This is a genomic window from Paenibacillus sp. EKM10P (assembly GCF_011800655.1).
GTDB classification, from domain to species: domain Bacteria; phylum Bacillota; class Bacilli; order Paenibacillales; family Paenibacillaceae; genus Paenibacillus; species Paenibacillus polymyxa.
Map to the genome: position 1 here is coordinate 106,045 of NZ_JAALET010000013.1, position 20,818 is coordinate 126,862.

Below are 20,818 nucleotides of genomic sequence, written 5' to 3' on the forward strand. Positions count from 1 at the left end.
AGAAGCACCTGCAGACACTGCATACGCTATTTTCAAAATGAATGCAAAGAAGCCATGGAACTCAGGTTCCACGGCTTCTTTTTTAATGTTCCTCCTCGTCCAAAAACGGGAGATTCACCGAATAGTACATAACCCCCATAAGCAGCACGCCACCCACCAGATTCCCAAGCGTAACCGGAACGAGATTATGGATGACGCCAGCGACAGAGACCGTACCCGGATGGTCCAGCACGAGCGCAATGGCGAAAGTACACATGTTAGCTACACTATGCTCATATCCCGAAATGAAAAAGCAGAATACAAACAGCATCATAGCGAACATCTTTGCGCCATTTTCCTTCATAAACATCGGCACAAAAAAGGCGAGGCAGACCAGCCAATTACACAAAATAGCGCGGAAGAATAGCTGCATTGCAGGCGCTTCCATTTTATGCTCAACTACGTTCAGCAGAAAGCTGTTCACGCTGGAGGAGTCAAACAGCCCTGTCAGGTATATAAGGAGTGCGAATACCCCCGCACCTAACAAGTTACCTCCATAGCTGGCAGTCCACAATCGAAGCACCTGACCCCAGCGCAGCTTTTTACGGAGCGCAGCATAGGTGTAATAGAAGGTGTTGCCAGTAAACAAATCACCGCCGCCGTACGCGATCAGAATGATGGCTGCCCCAAAGGTGAGCGCCGCCATGGGATAAGTGAATGGAGAATGCTCCATGTAAAAAAAGTTACCCGTCTTGAAGGCGACAATAACGCCGAATCCGATAAACATACTCGCCAGCATGGAACGCGCCAAATACCGGAGCAGGCTTTGCTTGTAAATTTTGTACTTCTTCAGGGCTAGCTGTTCGACATTGCGTAAGCCTTCCGTTTCCATACCAACGACAACCTCCTATTTTCTCATATCTAAGTCATTAAACCGACTTGATTTTTCCCGAAACATGCTCAGCATGTCAAACAAATTCTGTTAGCTTAACAAACCAAGCTTTTGCAGTCCGTATAAAATACCGTCTTCATCTGCGCGTTTTGTGACCATTTTAGCAGCGGCTTTGGCTTCATCACAACCGTTCCCCATCGCGACACTGTTATGTATAGTTGTCAGCATCTCCACATCGTTTAATCCATCGCCAAAAGCGTATTGATTCTCATCGGCAATGCCCAGTCTGGACGTAATTTCGCGAATTCCCTTTGCTTTGGAGCCAGCGTGAGGAACAACGTCCACTGAACTTGGATGCCAGCGTACAAAGTCAAATGCTTTGAATACCGCTTCATAGTAAGGCTCTTCTTCGGCTGTACACATTAACAGCGTCTGATAAATATCTCTCCCTTGGAAATAGAGCGGATCGTACCCAACCGAAATCTTGGCCTTAAGCGTTTGGACCGATTTCTCCACAAGCTCATCGTTAGGAATATTGGCCTTCATGTCCATATGATCCATATATACGAGAGCATGATTATGTGTGAGTGCCAGATCAGTCATCGCTTGCAAGGCTTCTCGATTCAGCGGATTGGTAGCGACGGCTTCCCCACGGAGCACCACATATTGCCCGTTAAAGCTAACGTAGGAATCAATTTCTAACTGCTCGCGGATATCCTTGAACATAAAAGGCGCACGTCCTGTTGCGATGGCTACCTCATGTCCTTGCTCTTTCAAAGCAAAGACTGCTTTTTCTGCCGTTAACGGCATCTTCTTTTCATCGTCCAGTAATGTACCGTCGATATCAAAAAAAATAATTTTTTTGTCTGACATGTCCTTACACCTGACTTTCAATAATATATTGTCGAAATAAACTCATATGGATTCATTATATCAAAGGAACTGCTTCTGGATACACAAATACGTATAAATCCTCATGAATGTCCGACCTCTATAGCTTACAATATGAAATAAGGATTACTGTAAACTTTAATGTCTATCTCCTATTTTCGAAGATGGGATGTGATCACCATGACAAAAATCCAAGTCACACCGGAGCAGCTGGATAACGTGGCCTCCCAATTTGCCAATGCCCACGGCATACTGTATAACCAGCTAAACGGTCTGGATAGCACAATGAACCGCCTTCACAGCCAGTGGGATGGTATGGAGAGAAATCGTTTTTATAATGACTTTCGTACAGCTAAATATACGCTTTCTTCTATATTAAATAAGGTTCAATCCATTGAAATTGAGCTGAAAAGCATTGCTTTGAAGTTTAAAAATGCGGATGCTGGGAGCACACGTGGCTTCTGGTCAGCCTTGGCAGCAGCGATGAACGCTAGTGCAGCGCTGGCGGGTAGCGGAGAGGCTGGAAATCATGCTGAAGATATCGTGAATTCACCCAAAAATATAGACGAGTGGGAGCAGGCAGACGCGGATAAATATCATCAATATGAGGAACTATTGAAAAACGCGGAGACCATCGGCGACAAGCAAGTCATACAGAAAATCCACGACCAGATGAATGTCCTGCGGCTGCAATACGAGGACTCGGTTACTCGTACAGATTACAATACAGGAGAGACTTCCAAGATCACATCCGATTCGCTTGTTGCCGTCACTGAACTGACAGGTAAAGACGGAAGCAAAACAGATATATCTATAGATAAAAAAGGAAATATTATAAGTTATGAGCAAAATACGGACAAATACGATTACTGGGTCCAAAAGCATACTCAATCAGCCGGAGAACATGCTCTAGGTAAAACGGCCCAGACCGTTACCGGATATGGAATGGGTCTTATTTTGTCGCGCGGGACTGGCGTCAGTGGAGCAGGTTCGGGCGCAGCCTCCGGCTGGGGGGAACACGTTGTCGGCGTTGGTGGCGGTATGATCAGTGACAAGGTGCTGTTCTCTGTTCCCGATGAGGGAGAAACCCGTACCATGATCTACCGGACAAATAAAGAAACTGGGCATGTCGAGAACATGATCATCGTCACCAAAGGTGAGAATGAAATGAAGTATCGCTATTGGGAGGATTATAACTAGGTCTTGAGCAGTGAGAGATAATAACGTGAATACGAGTATCTATAAAATCTACAGACTTTTTCAAGACTAAGCGAGCGGCAGTGGAAGACTGCGAAACTCATCAGTTGGTAAAATCTGTAGATTTTTTCGTGCGCATATTTCTAAAATTCTATTAGAGTTATTTAATTGTTACATAGTATTTATGATTTAAGCAGCAATTTCATGGGGTAAAGGACATCTGACTCATGTAGTGTCTTTAATTTATGTTTTCAAACTTAGAGCAATCTGAGCTTAAGAGCAAGGTTCAAAAAAAGAGTTTAATATCATAATTTGGATAAATATAATAATATAATAAACGTGTATATTTGTTTATCTTTTAAAAATATTTAACAATTGCATAATTTAATTTTATTTATTTTTATGTAGTGAAAATAATGAAAAAAGCTATTCTTTCAAGAAAACGACTTTATCTAATGATAATCAACAAATTTCTACATTTTGCGACCTTTTATTTACAAAAATGTAACATTCGAAGGTTGACTTATTCATTGACTTTGTTGAAATAAATCGTTATTTTAATTCGTAAAAGGAGTAAAACCTGGGTTGGAATAACGATTGATAAATTATTAATACAAGCTTATTAAATGCTAGTGCACGGTAATTACATATGATTTAATTTGTTTTTAAATGATTCTTTTTTTCATTAATTATGTCGATCATAAATTTCTGCTTTAATACTATAAAGGTTATAACTTGCAACAGAAGTTAAATTTGAAAAGTACACATATTCAGGAAGCTCACTGGAGAAGAGGTTTTCAGATGAATAAAGTATCTTTTATTTTTCCTGGGCAGGGTTCGCAATATGTAGGAATGAGTAAAGAACTATGGGATAATTTTACTGTGGTAAAGCGTTTATTCGATGAAGCGGATGATATCTTAGGTGTAAAACTCTCAAAACTTTGCTTTGAAGGAGATTCCCAAGAGCTTCTTCAGACCATGAATGCCCAACCAGCCTTACTTACTGCCAGTCTTGCTGCATACTATGCTAGCAGAGAAATACTGGAACTGGAACCTCAACTGTTGGCCGGTCATAGTTTAGGAGAATACTCAGCATTGGTGTGCAGCGGTTTTTTCTCCCTTCAAGATGGACTTCAAATCGTGAGAAAACGAGGAATGTTCATGCAGCAGGCTACAGCCAACGGGGTAGGGACTATGGTTGCTGTTGCGAATGTTTCTGCTTCTATTCTGGAGAGCTTATGTCAAGAGATATCTACGGATCGTGATGTTATATCTATTGCCTGTCACAATTCAAACAATCAGTACGTGCTATCGGGACATACAGAACCTATGGCTCGAATAGTGGAGAAAATCAAACGTCTAGAACATAGTAAGGTTAACTATTTAACAGTAAGCGGGCCTTTTCACAGTATTCTGATGAAGCCTGCAGCAGATAAGCTTGCCGCAGAACTAAAAAAAATCCCGCTACGCAAGGGAAGGTGGCCGGTTGTTTCCAATGTAACAGCCTTACCACATGATGAATTCTCAATTTATGACTTGCTGTACAAGCAAATGATAAGCCCTGTACGTTGGACAGATACGATGGATTATTTATACCAGAACGGTATTACTGTTGCGCTAGAATTAGGTCCGAGAAAAGTACTTGGACAGCTAATGAAAGAAAGATATCCTAGTATCTCTACTTTTTCTATTAATACCAGTTCTTCTTTAAAAGAAGCGGACAAGTGGCTAAGTAAGCAGCAAACTACACGCAAATTTACACTTGAGCGTCTGGAGGAAGGCTTTGCAGCAGCGCTTATTGCACGAAATCGAAACGGGGATTACAAACAACATATGGAGGGAGTTGTTTACCCTAGTCAGCAGATCCGAAATAGGATCAATCAACTTCAAAATCATAAAAATGACACCGTTTATAATGCGGTTAATACAGAGGTGTTAGAGCTCATTCGTACTATTCTCACTACCAAGCAAGTGCCCGAGCAAGAACAACAGACGATTCTTAATATGATCTAAATAAGATTCATCAATGATGTTGGAAATTGTAAATTTATTAACTGGAAGCTAATAAATCTTACGATATACGGGGGGAATAGCATGTATACAAATAGGTTCAAAACCCTGGTTGATGTTATTACAGAACGGGGAAAGAGTGACCATAAATTTATAACCTTTATTGAGTCGGATCAAAACGAAACAACACTTACTTATAAAGATTTATATTGGGAAGCTCTAGCGTTTCTGGAGAATCTTCAGAATGCAGGAGTGAAGCAGGGACAGGAAATCGTATTTCAAATAGAAAATAATCGTCATTTTGTGAAAGCGTTTTGGGCTTGCATTCTTGGTGGTATGATCCCGGTACCTGTCAGCATCGGTAACAATGATGAGCATAGAATGAAGCTTTTTAAAATCTGGGATGTTCTTAACGATCCTTTTTTACTCATTGAGCCTAAAATATTAAAAGACCTTGAGAAATATACCCTGAAAACCAATCAGAATAATCTATTCGAAAATATCCGCCATCGTCATCAATTACTTCTTCAAGACCATGAACAACCTAAGCAATCCTTTGCAAAGATACACACCCCTCAATTGGAGGATATAGCATTTATTCAGTTTTCCTCCGGTTCCACAGGTGATCCTAAGGGAGTCATCCTTACACATCATAATCTCATTCATAACACAAGTGGAATTATAAATAGGACGGTCGTCACAGAGCAAGATTCGTTCTTGCAGTGGATGCCTCTAACCCATGATATGGGTTTAATTTACAATCATATTACCCCATTAGTTGCTGGAGTGAATCAGTACATTATGCCGACTTCGCTGTTCATTCGTCAGCCAGTACTTTGGATAAAAAAAGCTAGTGAACATCAAGTAAGCATTATATCCTCGCCGAACTTTGGATATAAGTATTTCATGCAATTTTACAAACCCGAAAAAGCAATGAACTGGAATCTGTCCAAGATCCGTACCATCATCAATGGTGCTGAACCTATCTCTACTGAATTATGTGACGCATTTCTTGAGACATTAGCTCCTTTTGGATTAAAAAGAACGAGTATGCGAGCATCATATGGTTTAGCAGAAGCATCGGTTGGAGTTGCTATCCCGCCAATTGATGCTGACTATATAACCGTTTATGTTGATCGTAAGCACTTAAACATTGGAGAGTTTGTCTTGGAGGTAGACAAGACTTTTCATAATGCTCTGCCATTTGTTGTAGTCGGTCAGTCGTTAGATTATTGTGAAATCAGAATATGCAATGACGAGGATGAGGAAGTCGCAGATCGCGTTATTGGGCATATACAAATCAAAGGTGAAAATGTTACAAAGGGATACTATAACAACGAGAATTCGACATCCAAACTTTTGACGCTAGACGGATGGGTGAGAACTGGCGATCTGGGGTTCTTCCGTGAAGGTCAATTAGTCGTCACAGGGAGAGCAAAGGATATCATATTTGTAAATGGACAGAACGTTTACCCTCATGACATCGAGCGTATCGCTGAGGAAGTAGAAGGAGTCGAACTTAATCGTGTGGCGGCGTGTGGAGTTCGTGTTAATGGGATGGAATCAGAGGAAATTGTGGTATTTGTCGTATCCAAAAAGACGATAGGAAAATTTTCTCCAATTGCAACTCAATTAAAAAAACATTTGTATCGTCATGGAGGATGGGCGGTTCACGATATTATACCTATTAAGCAAATGCCCAAAACGACTAGTGGAAAGTTGCAGAGGTATAAGCTTGCGGCTCAGTATGAAGCGGGACATTATCAGGAGACTTCATTAGTTTTAAAAGGGATTATGGAGCAAGAAAACAAAAATCAAAAATTGCCTACACTTTCGTTTGAGATCGAAAAAGTACTTCACGATATTTGCTGCGAGGTATTACTTAGGGAAGAGGTTGATACGAGAGACAGCTATTTTGATTTAGGAGCCAATTCCCTACAACTGGTTCAGATTACAGACAAAATTGAAAATCAGCTGGGGATTAAGCTTGCAGTTACCGATTTGTTTGATCATCCCTCAATAGCTCACTTGGCAGAATTTTTAGCGAGCCCTACTGATTCTGAACAACAGCATATTCCTACGGATGATACGGATCACAATCATAGCAAGGACGTGGCTATTATTGGGCTCTCTTTGGACTTACCTGGTTCTTCATCTGTGTCACAGTATTGGGATCATATTGTCCAAGGCGATGACTGTATCGGGAACTTAGGCTCTCAACGTAAGCAAGACGCCATCGATTATTTATCAGTTGTGGATCAAAGGAAGGGAGAAGAAGAGTTTATAGAAGGCGGCTTCCTAGAAGAAATTGATAAATTTGATTATGCGTTCTTCAAGCTGAGTCCTGTGGAAGCTAGCTATATGGACCCTAATCAGAGATTGTTCCTTCAGACCGCATGGCATGCACTTGAAGATGGGGGTTATGCAGGAGATCGGATTCATGGACAAAAGGTAGGAGTTTACGTCGGCTTCTCAAAAGTGGGCTACGATTATGAGCGGATGCTCTCTAAAGGAGAACCGGACAAATTTCACCAGTATATTGTTGGAAATTTACCGTCAGTGCTGGCAAGTCGAATTTCTTACTTTCTTAATTTAAAAGGTCCAGCAGTAACAGTGGATACGGCGTGCTCCTCTTCACTTGTCGCGATTCATATGGCTTGCAAGGCGTTAGCGACAGGGGATTGCAAGATGGCGATTGCCGGAGGAATCCGAACGATGCTATTACCAGTGAAGCTGGGACTAGATATGGAATCGCCAAATTACAGAGCTCGTACCTTTGATGCGGAAGCGGATGGAACAGGTGTAGGAGAAGGGGTTGCAGCGGTTCTGTTGAAGCCTCTCGATCAAGCTTTGCAAGACGGAGACCGTATTTATGCAGTAATAAAAGGAAGTGCGGTGAATCAGGATGGTACAACGGTAGGAATTACTGCGCCTAGTCCTTCCGCACAGGCAGAAGTGGTGGAGGCGGCTTGGAATGATGCGGCTATTCACCCGGAAACTCTGTCATTTATCGAAGCCCATGGAACGGGAACTAAACTGGGGGACCCTATTGAGATTGCGGGATTGACACAAGCTTTTGAAAAATATACGGACAAAAAACAATTTTGTGCAATCGGTTCCGTCAAACCCAATATTGGTCACTTATTTGAAGCAGCAGGAATATCCAGTCTTATTAAAGCAGTTCTGATGCTGCAAACGAGGAAGAATCCTCCGTTGGTTCATTTTAAGAAACCTAGTTCCCGTATTAATTTTGAATTGTCGCCGTTTTATTTGACAACAGAAGTAGCCGATTTAAGTTCAAATGATGCCCCACTTCGCTGCGGAGTAAGTTCTTTTGGTTTCAGTGGAACCAATGCTCATGTTGTTATGGAGGAGTTTATAGAAACGCGAACACATGAGGAATCTGTAAACACGCCGGATGGTGTTCATCTTTTTACGGTTTCTGCAAAAAATGAGCGAAGCCTGCATCATTTGGTTGAGGAATATGTGGACTATTTACGCCTAAATCCAGCGGTTTCCTTGGAGCAGATGTGCTATACCACACATATCGGCAGAGCTCATATGGAACATAAATTAGCAGTTATCACTTCCAGCTTAGAAGATTTATTACACAAGTTGGAGCGATGGACTTCCGGGAACCAACAAGAGAATGTACCTGATATGTATATAGGTTCTCATAAACAGAGCGTTGATCATAAACGGGAAAAAGATGATACGGTAGGTCGATTGATTACAGCTATCAGAGCAAGTGCACATACAGATATTCACGCTCTACGTCAATTGGGTGAACTGTATGTCAAAGGTATGGCTATTCCGTGGCAAGCGCTTTATGCGGATGAGATCAAAATAATCCAGTCGCTGCCTTTGTACCCTTTTGAACGAAATCGTTGCTGGTTTACTCCAAAAGTAGTGCAGATAAGTAACGTAGGCAGGGAGGAGAGACGTATGGAGTCCGCGTATCCAAAAGAGCTGCAAGCTACAGATCAGATCGACTACACAGCGAAGATTTCCAAAGTATTAAAAGATGTAATCAGTAAAGTTTCTGGTTTTACGGTGGAACAACTGGATGAGCAGATGCATTTTCTAGAAATGGGCTTGGATTCAATTATGCTAGTTCAAGTTCAAAAAGAAATTAGAGAACAATTTAATGTGGATGTTCCCATGAACCACTTTTTTGAAAGTGTCACAAACCTGGATCGTCTAACAACGTTTATTTCAGATTTGACATATACCACCCAATCAGTTGCGGCTGCGGATGCTCTAAATACGGTCGATGATCGGACAGAAGTCAATCCGGAAAATACGGTTGCTGCAAAGCCTTCGTCCGAGTTGGGTGGCCTGGAAAAGTTACTCTCTCAACAAATTGAATTACTGAACAACCAACAGCTGGGACTTACTCAAGTGTTGACCAAACAACTGGAGATGCTTAGTGGCGGTCAAGGAGGAACTATTCAGGTAGCACCGTTAACCACAAACAAAGACACAGTCAGTGTTCAGCCTACATCTCTGCATGTTGTGGCAACTGACGTGCCTATCACTTCTACAATTAAAGTGAATCCAACTACTGAATCCAAACCCTTTGTACCCTATCAACCTCTACTGATCGGTGAGGAAAGTGGATACAGTGCGCGGCAAAATGATTTCTTACAGCGTTTTATTAAACGATATACTCAACGAACCCTTGGGTCCAAGAAATACACACAGGAAAGTCGACTGGTTCATGCTAATAATCGTCATGTGTCTGGGTTTCGATCCTATTGGAAAGAAATTGTATATCCTATCATTTCAGAGAGCGCTTCGGGTTCAAGGATATGGGATGTGGATGGGAACGAGTACATTGATCTAACTATGGGCTTCGGGGTTCATTTATTGGGTCATAATCCAGCTTGGCTAACCGATACTTTACGGAGCAATGTGCACGACCGTACGCCTTCGATCGGCCCTATGTCGAATACAGCAGGCGAGGTTGCTGCCTTGATTAGCGAGCTAACAGGAGTGGAGCGGGTTGCCTTTTACAATTCGGGGTCAGAAGCTGTTATGGTCGCTTTACGTTTGGCTAGAGCAGCTACAGGACGCTCCAAAATAATACTATTTGCTGGTTCTTATCATGGAACATTCGATGGTGTACTTGCCGTGTCTGATCCGAACTCAAGCGGGGGAGAGGCTTTGCCCATGGCACCGGGAATCCCTTCGAGCATGATGGAGGATGTAATTGTACTCCCTTATAATCACCCGGATTCTATAAAAGCTATCAAACATTATGCACATGAACTTGCCGCCGTATTGGTGGAGCCTGTACAGAGTCGAAGACCGGATTTGCAACCAAAGGAGTTCTTGGAGCAAATTCGCGAAATAACAGCACATTCGGGAACGGCACTTATTTTTGATGAAGTAATCACAGGATTTAGAATTCATCCAGGAGGTGCTCAAGCCTGGTTTGGAATTAAAGCTGATTTAGTTACTTACGGAAAAGTGGCGGGCGGAGGTATGCCTGTTGGCATAGTCGCCGGAAGCTCAGAATTTATGGACACCGTAGATGGAGGTGTGTGGTCGTTCGGAGATAACTCCTATCCAGAAAACACGAATATTAAAACGTTCGTAGGTGGTACTTTCTGTACACATCCGCTGACCATGCATACGGCTCTAGCCACTTTGAAATATTTGAAGTCTGAAGGGCCGAATCTTCAGGAACAACTGAACCGAAGAACCAACGAATGGGTAGCAGAGCTGAATACTTATTTTAAACAAAATAGTGTGCCTATCCACATGGTGAACTATGGCTCATTATTCCGGTTTGTTTCGTTTGGCGACATTGAGCTCTTTTTCCATCTGCTGATTGACAAAGGAATTTACATATGGGAAGGTCGCAATTGCTTTTTATCGACTTCTCATACAGATGGAGACCTTCAACAAATTACACAGGCTGTAAAGGAAAGTGTGGAGGAATTGAGAAAAGGGGGATTCCTACCTGACCATACGCCATCACCAGATGGAAATGGAAGCCGAAAAAATGATGTGGTTCCCCTCGAATCCTCATCGTTCCCTTTAACAAAGGAGCAGCAGCAAATTTGGTTTGCTACGCAATCCAGAAGTGATTCATCTACTGCATTCAACGAAATAGCAGCATTGCGAATGCAGGGTCAACTGCAGCTTGATACTGTAAAACGTTCAGTACAGACAATTGTGAATCGGCATGAGTCGCTACGGACGGTTGTTGACCCCGATGGTGAAGAACAGCATGTTCTTGAGAATGTGAATGTGGTCATCTCACTGAATGATTTCTCAGAATTTCCTCCATCAGAGCATGAAGAAAAGGTCAAGCAATGGTTTGAGGAAGAGGGGCAAAGAACGTTTGATCTGACGTCCAAAGAACCATTGTTCCGAACTCACATTTTACGTTTAAAACCGGATGAACATATTGTAGTATTCACGTTTCATCATATTATTGCGGATGGTTGGTCAATGGCAGTGTTTATCCGTGAATGGGAGCAAGTCTACACTTCTTTCTGCAAAGGAGAAAATATAGTCAAGCTGCCTGTACCGCCAAAATTCAGGGAATTTCAAGCTTGGCAACAGTGGGAACTAGAACATACAGGAGTGAGTGAGGCAGTTTCTTACTGGACACAGACATTGGATTCCGTCTCTGTCGCCATGGACATTCCGTCAGAGGACGGTGGTATGAAGAAACCAGCGTATAGTGGAAGAAGAATAAATATTCGGGCAGACAGTACGCTGACGAGAAAATTGAAAAAACTTAGTATTAAAGCGGGTAACAGTCTGTTTGTCACACTTTTGACAGCATATAAAGTATTTCTGCACCGCTTAACGGGAAACACCACGATAGTAGTAGGCATTCCTACTTCTGGTCAGTCTAGAATGGAACAAGTTAATTTGATCGGAAACTGTGTTAATATGCTGCCGATTGTGAGCCATATTACCAGCAAAGAATCATTATTTAAGTATATGACACAAGTTAAGCGAGTCATGCAGGAAGTCGAACCGCTTCAAAACTACTCTTTTGCTGATCTGATTGAGCGTATTGAAAACATACTGATACCTGAAATGAATGTCATCTTTAACATGGATCGACCGATGCAGAATTTTCATTTTCATGGACTGGATGTTGAATTGATACCGACACCGATCCTGTACTCCAAATATGACATGTTTCTCAATGTGATGGAGGTTGAAGGAGAGCTTTGGTTTGATTTTGATATTAAAGCTAGCTTGGCCGCATCAGAAACAATGCAGATTTGGGCAAAGTACTTTTTGCACATCCTGAACACGATTGCTGATGGGCAGGAACGGGATTTTGTAGATATCTCACTCTTAAATCAGGATGAATTGAAATATGGGACTAGAAACTACAAGGGCTATGTGGAACTCGAATCCAGCGACATTACGGACAATGATTCACCAAGACCAAGAGCCATCTATTTACTGGATCATTATCTGCAACCTGCGCCTGTGGGGACGATCGGGGAATTGCATGTAGTACAGGAAAACGAATCGCCTTCCGAAAATTTAGTATATTTACCGACAGGAATCCTGGCTTTGCGAACCGCAAACGGTGAATTACAATTGTTGGGACCTGTTCAGAAACGAGTCTATATAAAAGGACATGCCATATATACTGAACAGCTTGAACGATTTATTACCTCTATTCCACAGATTAGTGAATGCCAAGTGATAGCCCAGAGCACAGACGGCAGAGCAGACACACATTTGGTTGCCTATGTTACGAGTCCTGATGATGGAATAGAGGAAGTCCTACGCAAGCAATTGCGAAATCATTTGCAAGACCAATGGGTACCTCAACAGATCGTTCAGCTTGAAAACATGCCCTTAAATTCGCAAGGGTATGTAGACTTGTCGCAGCTTTCTACTATGAAACAAGTTGTTAGCAAAGAACCTGTTGAGGCAGTTAGTAGCACGGAGAGAAAAGTAGGAGAAATTTGGGAAACGGTGCTGGGATTGAATCGTGTTAGATCTGATGACAATTTCTTTGATCTAGGAGGAGATTCGTTGAAGGCGACTCTCTTGCTTGCCAGAGTTCATCAAGAGTTTGGCAAACGAATCCCTTTGAATGTACTTTTCCATTCACCGACAGTTTCGACCTTGGCCAAGGTGATCGAAGGAGCCAAACAAGGAACAGCCGTTTCTATTAAAAAGCTCGAAGAATGTACGCATTATGCAGTATCAGATGCCCAAAGGCGTATGTTTGTCTTACAGGATATGGGGATAGGTACAGCCTACAATATTACGGGTCAGGTGCGTATTGATGGGGATCTAGATATCCCTCGTCTTCAGAAGGCTTGCCTGGATTTGATCCGGCGTCATGAATCATTTCGTACTTCTTTTAATATCGTGGATGGCGAAATTGTACAAGTTATTCATGATGAGCCGACTTTTGAAATCAAAGTCACAGAAATATTGGAGAAAGATGCAGACGAGATGAGTCGCTTGTTTGTCCGTCCGTTTGATCTGCGCCAATGGCCACTTTTCAGAGCAGAATTGTTTCGCTTTGAGGCTAATAAACATATGTTGGTCATGGATATGCATCATAGTATTGCAGATGGGCTTTCGTTATCCATTTTCCTTAATGAACTCGTACAACTGTACCGGAGTGAAATTTTAGCTCCGATCCAAATTCAATATAAAGATTTTGTTGCATGGCAAAAGGAACAGTATACCAGTAATCGTTTGTTTGAACAGGAACATTATTGGAAAAATGTTTTGAACGGAGAATTACCTATACTGGCAATGCCTACGGACTTCCCTAGACCATTACATCAAAGTTACGAAGGGGCTGTATTGTCGTATAACATCACTTCAGCGATGACAGAAGAATTAAAGAAGCTTGCCAAAAATACGGGGACTACAACTTTTATGATCCTGCTTGCGGCTTATAATATACTGCTCGCAAAGTATACGGGTCAGGAAGATATTATTGTAGGAACAGCGGTGGCAGGGCGTCAGCATCCGGACACGGAAACGATGATGGGGATGTTTGTCAACACGTTAGCTTTGCGGAACCGTCCGTCTCCTCAGCGTAGTTTTCATTCATTTTTGCAAGAGGTCAAAGAAACGACTCTACGAGCTATGGATTATCAAGACTATCCTTTTGAAGCATTGATTGAGAGACTGGATATCCGTCGTGACCAAGGACGCAATCCTTTATTTGATACGATGTTTGTCATGCAGAATTTTGAGATGAGTTCTCTTGAAGCCAATGGAGTAAAATTTCATCCAAGTGAATTCAATCCAGGAATTTCCCAATTCGATTTGGTACTAAGTGCTGACGAATGGCAGGAGGGGCTAGCCTTACGCTTCAATTATTGTACCCAATTGTTCCGATCAGAAACGATTGATCGCCTTGCTAGTCTCTATATACAAATACTACGCTCCATTTTGGAACAACCTTGGAGCGAGATTGGGAAGTTGGAATGGTTGCCTGAGGAAGAGAAGTTACAGCTAATACACGGCTTTAACACTTTTGATCCGCCATCTTCATCGATAGTGAAGAAACAAGAAACGCTGCACTTGCAATTCGAAGAGCAAGCCCTCAAAAGTCCGGATCAAGTAGCTGTAGTTCATCAGGGACATGTGATTACTTATAAAGAGCTGAACGAGAAATCAAATCAGCTGGCGAGGGCATTAATGAAGCGGGGAGTAGGGGCAGAAACTGTAGTCGGATTAATGGCGGGCCGTTCATTAGATTTGGCCGTGGGTATGTTGGCTATTTTAAAAGCCGGTGGTGCCTATCTTCCAATCGACAGTTCTTATCCAGAAGAACGAATTCACTTTATGCTTGAGGATAGCGGGGCTCCGCTCCTGTTGTTGAATGACTCATCTAATTACAATGCTACTACTTATGAAGGCTTAGTCCTAAATATGGACGATGATGAGTGGTATAAAACAGAAAGCAAGTTGTCTTCCAAGTGGGAATCGGATCCAAGTCATTTGGCATATGTGATCTATACATCGGGCTCAACCGGTACTCCTAAAGGAGTTTGTATTGAGCATCGAGCGATATTAAATACGTTATCTTGGAGAATAAATGAATACGCACTAGAAGCAACAGACCGTATCCTGCCATTGCTGTCTAGCTCATTTGATGCTTTTGTGGGTGCCTTTTTTACTCCGCTGCTGTCTGGAAGTACGGTGGTGCTGCCTACGAATGAGGAATTGAGTGAATTATCGGCTCTGAAGACCTTAATTTTATCAAGTCATATTACACATCTCGTGTGTACTCCTTCCATGTACATGTCTGTTATAGAGGGTCTGGCCCCAGATGAAGCCATGTCTCTCAAGGTTGTAACGTTAGGCGGTGAGAAAGCAACGAAACGGTTGGTAGAAGCCAGCCAAGCCAAACATCCTGGCATTCAATTGTTCAATGAATATGGCCCAACAGAAAATAGCGTAGTTACAACGATGTTACGAGATATGGGGCCTGAAGAAGTGGGGTGTATTGGAAAGCCGATTCCCAATACGGGTGTTCTCATTCTGGATCAATACTTGCAGTTGCGACCAATAGGACTTCCAGGAGAATTATGTGTTTGGGGTAAAGGTATTGCGCGAGAATATCGTAATCGTCCTGAGCTTACGGCGCAGAAATTTATCCCGCATCCTTATTTGGACAATATGAAGCTCTACAGAACAGGAGATTTGGCGAGATGGTTACCAGACGGAACGCTAGAGTATCTTGGCCGAGCAGATCAACAAGTTAAAATCAGAGGCTACCGGATTGAGCCAGGTGAAATTGAAAGCACATTGTTGGCTCACAGAGCGGTAAAAGAGGCAGCAGTAGTGATTAAAGGAACAGATGACAATCCGTATTTATGCGCTTATGCCGTTTTGCGGGAATCGGTTACAGTAGATGTTTTGAAAGACTATCTGTCGTCAAGCCTGCCTCATTATATGGTACCAGCCCATGTATTCTTGTTGGATGCGATGCCGCTGACAGCAAACGGCAAAGTTAGTAAGAGTGCATTACCTGAACCAGGGGAGCATTCTAGCAAAGAATTACAGCACGTTGGGCCCAATAATGAAACGGAGCAGCTATTGATCGAAATGTGGCAGGATCTGCTGGAGATTTCTCCGATTGGTATACACGATCATTTTTTTGAAATAGGTGGGCACTCGATGAAAGCGACCCTGTTGACTGCGAAAATCAACGAGGTCTTTCATATTGAAATTTCAACTCAAGATATATTTGGGGCACCAACAATCGAAGCGCTCTCCAAGAAGATTCTTGCTGCCAAACCTACAGATTACCAACGAATTGAGGCAGTGACTGAGGGAGCTTATTATGAGGTTTCTCCAGCACAATCCAGATTGTTGGCCGTGCTGCCGCTGGATGAGACGGGTGTGGCTTACAACATGTCGGCAGCATTGATGATCGAAGGTCATGTAGATCGAAGAAGAGTGGAGCGTACCTTTGAGCAATTATTAGCTCGGCACGAAGCATTTCGGACCTCGTTCGGATATGTGGATGATAGAGCGGTGCAATTTGTACAACCAGAGGTAAGCTTTGAACTTGGCTTTGCCCGGGCTGCTGGTGATATTACGACAAAGGGCATAGATACATTGATCCATAATTTCATCCGTCCTTTTGATGTTGGCAAAGCCCCACTATTTCGGGCGGAGCTTCTTCAAATGGATCGTGATAAGTTTATGCTTCTTATTGATATGCACCATTTGATAGCTGACGGTACTTCTATCGACACTATTATTAACGAATGGAACAAGCTGTACAAGGGAGAAGAACTTCCCGCTTTACCGCTTCAATACAAAGATTACTCTGCTTGGCTCAGATCGAATACAGAAATTCATGCAAAGCAAGAACAGTATTGGCTTGATCAATATAAAGGGGAGCTTCCCGTACTAGATCTGCCTACAGACTATCAGCGGCCACAATTGCAGAGTTTTGTTGGAGATATGGTGAAAGTCGAACTGTCCGAGAAGCTTATAGAACAGTTGAATCTCACGTGTATTCAAACAGATAGCACACTCTTTATGCTTCTATTTGCTGCCTATAATGTGCTGCTGGGGAAATATGCGGGACAGGAAGATATCGTAATCGGCATCCCAACATCTGGACGAACGCATGCAGATACCAATGGGATCGTAGGGTTATTCGTCAATACCCTGGCTATTCGAAACCATCCGGCTAGTCATAAGAGCTTCAAAACCTTTTTGAACGAAGTAAAAGAAAACACGCTGCAAGCTCTGCAAAATCAATCGTATTCATTTGCCGAACTGGTTGATAAGCTGTCCATCAAGAGAGACTTGAGTCGAAATCCGTTATTTGACACGATGTTCTCCTTTATGAATACGGATGCACAGCAGTGGCAAGCTGATAACCTTTACTTTGAGTTATATCCGTTCAAAACGGGGATTTCCAAATTCGATCTTGTACTGAATACCGAACAAAAGGCTGGGAGAGTTCATCTAGAATTTGAGTACAGTACAAAACTGTATAAAAAAGAAACCATTGAGCTTCTCGTCGAGCATTACCTAAATGTATTAGAGGAAATAGTCCAAAACGCTGATATGGCATTGACTGATATTAATCTCCTAAGCGCAACAGAAGCGGCTGCTATAGAGGAGCGTTATAACAGCACTGATATAGCTTATCCACAGCCGAGACCTATACATCATTATATTGAGGAGCAGGCTGGCAAAAGACCTGATGCTAGAGCCGTTATCTATCAAGATCAGGTGCTGACCTATAAGGAATTAAATGATCAGGCGAATGCGATAGCAGGCGATTTGTTGGCTAAAGGAATTGGACTTGGAAGTTATGTACCTATACTCATGGAACGGAGCCTGGAACTGGTAGTATCCATACTGGCTGTTATGAAAACAGGGGCTGCTTTTTCGCCTCTTGATACAGAGTGGCCTATTGATCGCTTACAAAGCGCCTTGCAGGATTTGGGAAGTTCTATTCTATTGGTCAATTCAAGTACTCCTATCAGTTCAGAAATAAATGCTGGAGAGTATCTAGCTATAGACTGCTCTGTAGTCGAAAAGAGGAGTAACGCTATCAGTAACCCGGCAGTCGATGTAGATATGGAATCACCAATCTATGTAATCTTCACTTCGGGTTCAACTGGCAAACCAAAAGGAGTTATTGCTGCCCATAAAGGAATCACCAATCGTTTTCTATGGATGAGTGACTATTTTGGAACATCGGCTGCACAAAGTGTTCTCCAGACGACTCATCATGTATACGACAGCGCGGTCTGGCAATTGTTCTGGCCATTAATGAACGGTGGCACAACTGTTTTGCCGGAAACAGGCATGACAGTGGATGCTACGTACATGACAAATATTATTGAACAGGAGCGTATTTCTTTTACAGACTTCGTTCCATCCGTATTTAATGCTATTGTCAACCAGTTAGATCAAAATTCAACTCGAACTAAGCAATTGGATTCTCTTCAACAAGTTATTCTTGGTGGTGAGGAAATTACGCCATCGACAGTTCATACGTTTTTAACCATTTTTCCTCATGTTCAAATCACGAACCTGTATGGTCCAACGGAGGCAAGTATTGGCTGTGTTGCTTATCGAGTGACAGGAGATGAAGACAGAATTCCGATCGGAAAGCCAATTGCCAATACCAAGATTTATATATTGGACTCTGGACTAAAGAGGGTTCCCGTAGGAATTACAGGAGAAATGTATATTGCAGGTACACCACTTGGGATTGGATATTTGAATGATCCGATCAAAACGAAGGCCAGCTTTATAGATAATCCTTATTCAATGCCTGGCTATGAAAAGCTCTATAAAACGGGGGATTTAGCTAAATACTTGCCTGACGGTAATATTGCATTCCTGGGTAGATCCGATTTTCAGGTCAAAATTCGCGGGTACAGGATTGAACTTAGTGAAATTGAATATCATCTTTTAGGCATAGCTGAAATTCAGGAAACTGTCGTGATGGTCAAAGAAAATAAGGGAAGTTCTTATTTATGCGCTTATGTGGTATCAGCTAACCCAGTAGATACGGATCGTATCAAAATACAGTTGGCTAAGGAGCTTCCTGATTACATGATACCTTCGGTGTATGTTCCGCTTGACATGATTCCCATAACACCAGGCGGAAAGATTAACCGTAAAGCATTACCTGAACCTGACTGGAGCGGTGCCTTAGAAGTAGAGTATGTGGAACCAACAGGTGAGACTGAAGTATTGCTGGCCCACATATGGGAGGAAGTGCTTGCCGTAACAGGCGTAAGTGCGACTCACAACTTCTTTGATTTGGGAGGAGACTCTATTAAGGGTCTGCAAATCGTCTCACGTTTGAACACGCATGGCTACAAGCTAAGCATTAAAGAATTATTTTTGTACCCTCAGATTAGACAATTGAGCCCATTCGTTAAGGTGATCCGTCGGAAGATTAGTCAGGAAGCCATTGAGGGAGAGCTGCCTTTAACGCCAATACAGCAGCGATTCTTCCATCTACAGAAGGTAAGTCCTCAGCATTTTAATCAGTCCGTCATGCTATTTTCTGAAGACGGTTTTGATGAGCAAGGGATTATGGCTGCATTTGACTGCATTGTTAAACATCATGATGCCTTAAGAATGACATTCTGTCAGAGAGAAGATCGCATCGTTCAATACAATGAAGGACTAAACAATCAACCACTATCCTTGACGATAAAATCACTGCCTGAAGGTCTACCAGCAGAAGCATGGATTGAGCAAGAAGCGACGGCTATTCAAAGTAGTTTCGATCTCACCACCGGTCCTTTAATGAAGCTTGGATTATTCCAGACTGCTGAAGGGGATCACCTGCTCATTGCGGTTCATCATCTGGTAGTTGATGGGGTTTCGTGGAGAATTATTTTACAAGATTTTTCGTCCCTTTATCAGCAATATCAGCAGGGGACAGCACTACACTTGCCAGACAAAACGGATTCTTACCGCTCATGGGCACAAGAAATAAGCCAATATGCAACAAGCGAGGAGCTGGCGCAGGAACTGGAATACTGGGCACAGCTGGAGCAAACTCAGTCTGGAGCGTTGCCTAAAGACAGCTCCTATGAAACCAACATGTTGCGTGATAGTGAAAATGGAAGTGTATCACTTGATAATGAGAACACTAGCAAATTGTTAAGACAGGTGCACCAGGCCTACAATACTGAAATTAATGACATTTTGCTCACTGCTCTTGGATTAAGTATCAAAGAATGGACTCAGCAGTCTCGTGTGTTGATCTATCTTGAAGGGCATGGGCGAGAAGAAGTGTTTCAGGAAATGAACATTTCCAGAACTGTTGGCTGGTTCACAACAATGTATCCATTTTTACTGGAAGTGGACAATGCGCATGATCTTTCATATCAGATTAAGAACATCAAAGACAGCCTTAGAAGGATACCGAACAAGGGCTTTGGGTATGGGGTATTAAACTATGCTCAAGTGAATGAGTCTGGTGTGACTGCATTTCAGGCCGCTCCTGAAATTGCCTTTAATTATATGGGGCGTTTTGATACGGAACTAGATACAGATGTATTTACACTTTCTAAATTTTCCTCTGGAGAAGAGGCTAGTCCCTTCACGGAAAGATCTGTAGCGTTAGATATCAACTGCATTATAAATGAAAGCGAACAATTAATTATTACATGCAACTATAACAAGCAAGAATACCAGCAACAAACCATTGAACAACTATTATTTTTATTCCAAAAACATTTGACGAATCTAATCGACCATTGCTGCAGCAAACAAGTAACGGAACAAAGTCCAACTGATTTTCTCTATGACAAGTTGTCAATCGATGAGTTTCAGAACCTGTCCCAACTTTTAAGTAACAAACTAAACTTGTAGCAAAGTGGT

General features: G+C 42.4%; 5 protein-coding genes. 3 read left to right on the plus strand and 2 right to left on the minus strand.

The genetic code is table 11. The features are described 5' to 3' along the window. Positions 1 to 82: 82 nt before the first annotated feature. Together HFE01_RS22470 and HFE01_RS22475 are read right to left on the minus strand one after the other, a co-directional pair. A complete protein-coding gene (locus tag HFE01_RS22470) occupies positions 83 to 871 on the minus strand; it encodes a formate/nitrite transporter family protein (RefSeq protein WP_016819917.1) in 789 nt (262 codons plus the stop codon). Between the two features lie 90 nt (positions 872 to 961). Then, the gene (locus tag HFE01_RS22475) at positions 962 to 1,744 is read right to left on the minus strand and encodes a Cof-type HAD-IIB family hydrolase (protein ID WP_025364129.1); all 783 of its coding nucleotides are present in this window, start codon (positions 1,742 to 1,744) and stop codon (positions 962 to 964) included. 198 nt (positions 1,745 to 1,942) lie between these two features. Here HFE01_RS22475 and HFE01_RS22480 point away from each other — a divergent pair, with 198 nt between their 5' ends. The 3 genes from HFE01_RS22480 (at position 1,943) to HFE01_RS22490 (ending at position 20,809) form a co-directional block, all read left to right on the plus strand. Then, the gene (locus HFE01_RS22480; RefSeq protein WP_167438525.1) at positions 1,943 to 2,962 is read left to right on the plus strand and encodes a WXG100 family type VII secretion target; all 1,020 of its coding nucleotides are present in this window, start codon (positions 1,943 to 1,945) and stop codon (positions 2,960 to 2,962) included. 798 nt (positions 2,963 to 3,760) lie between these two features. Continuing rightward, on the plus strand, positions 3,761 to 4,972 hold the full coding sequence (gene fabD / locus HFE01_RS22485) for an ACP S-malonyltransferase (RefSeq protein ID WP_167438526.1): 1,212 nt from the start codon (positions 3,761 to 3,763) through the stop codon (positions 4,970 to 4,972). A gap of 81 nt (positions 4,973 to 5,053) precedes the next feature. Next, the gene (locus HFE01_RS22490) at positions 5,054 to 20,809 is read left to right on the plus strand and encodes a non-ribosomal peptide synthetase (protein ID WP_167438527.1); all 15,756 of its coding nucleotides are present in this window, start codon (positions 5,054 to 5,056) and stop codon (positions 20,807 to 20,809) included. Positions 20,810 to 20,818: the final 9 nt, after the last annotated feature.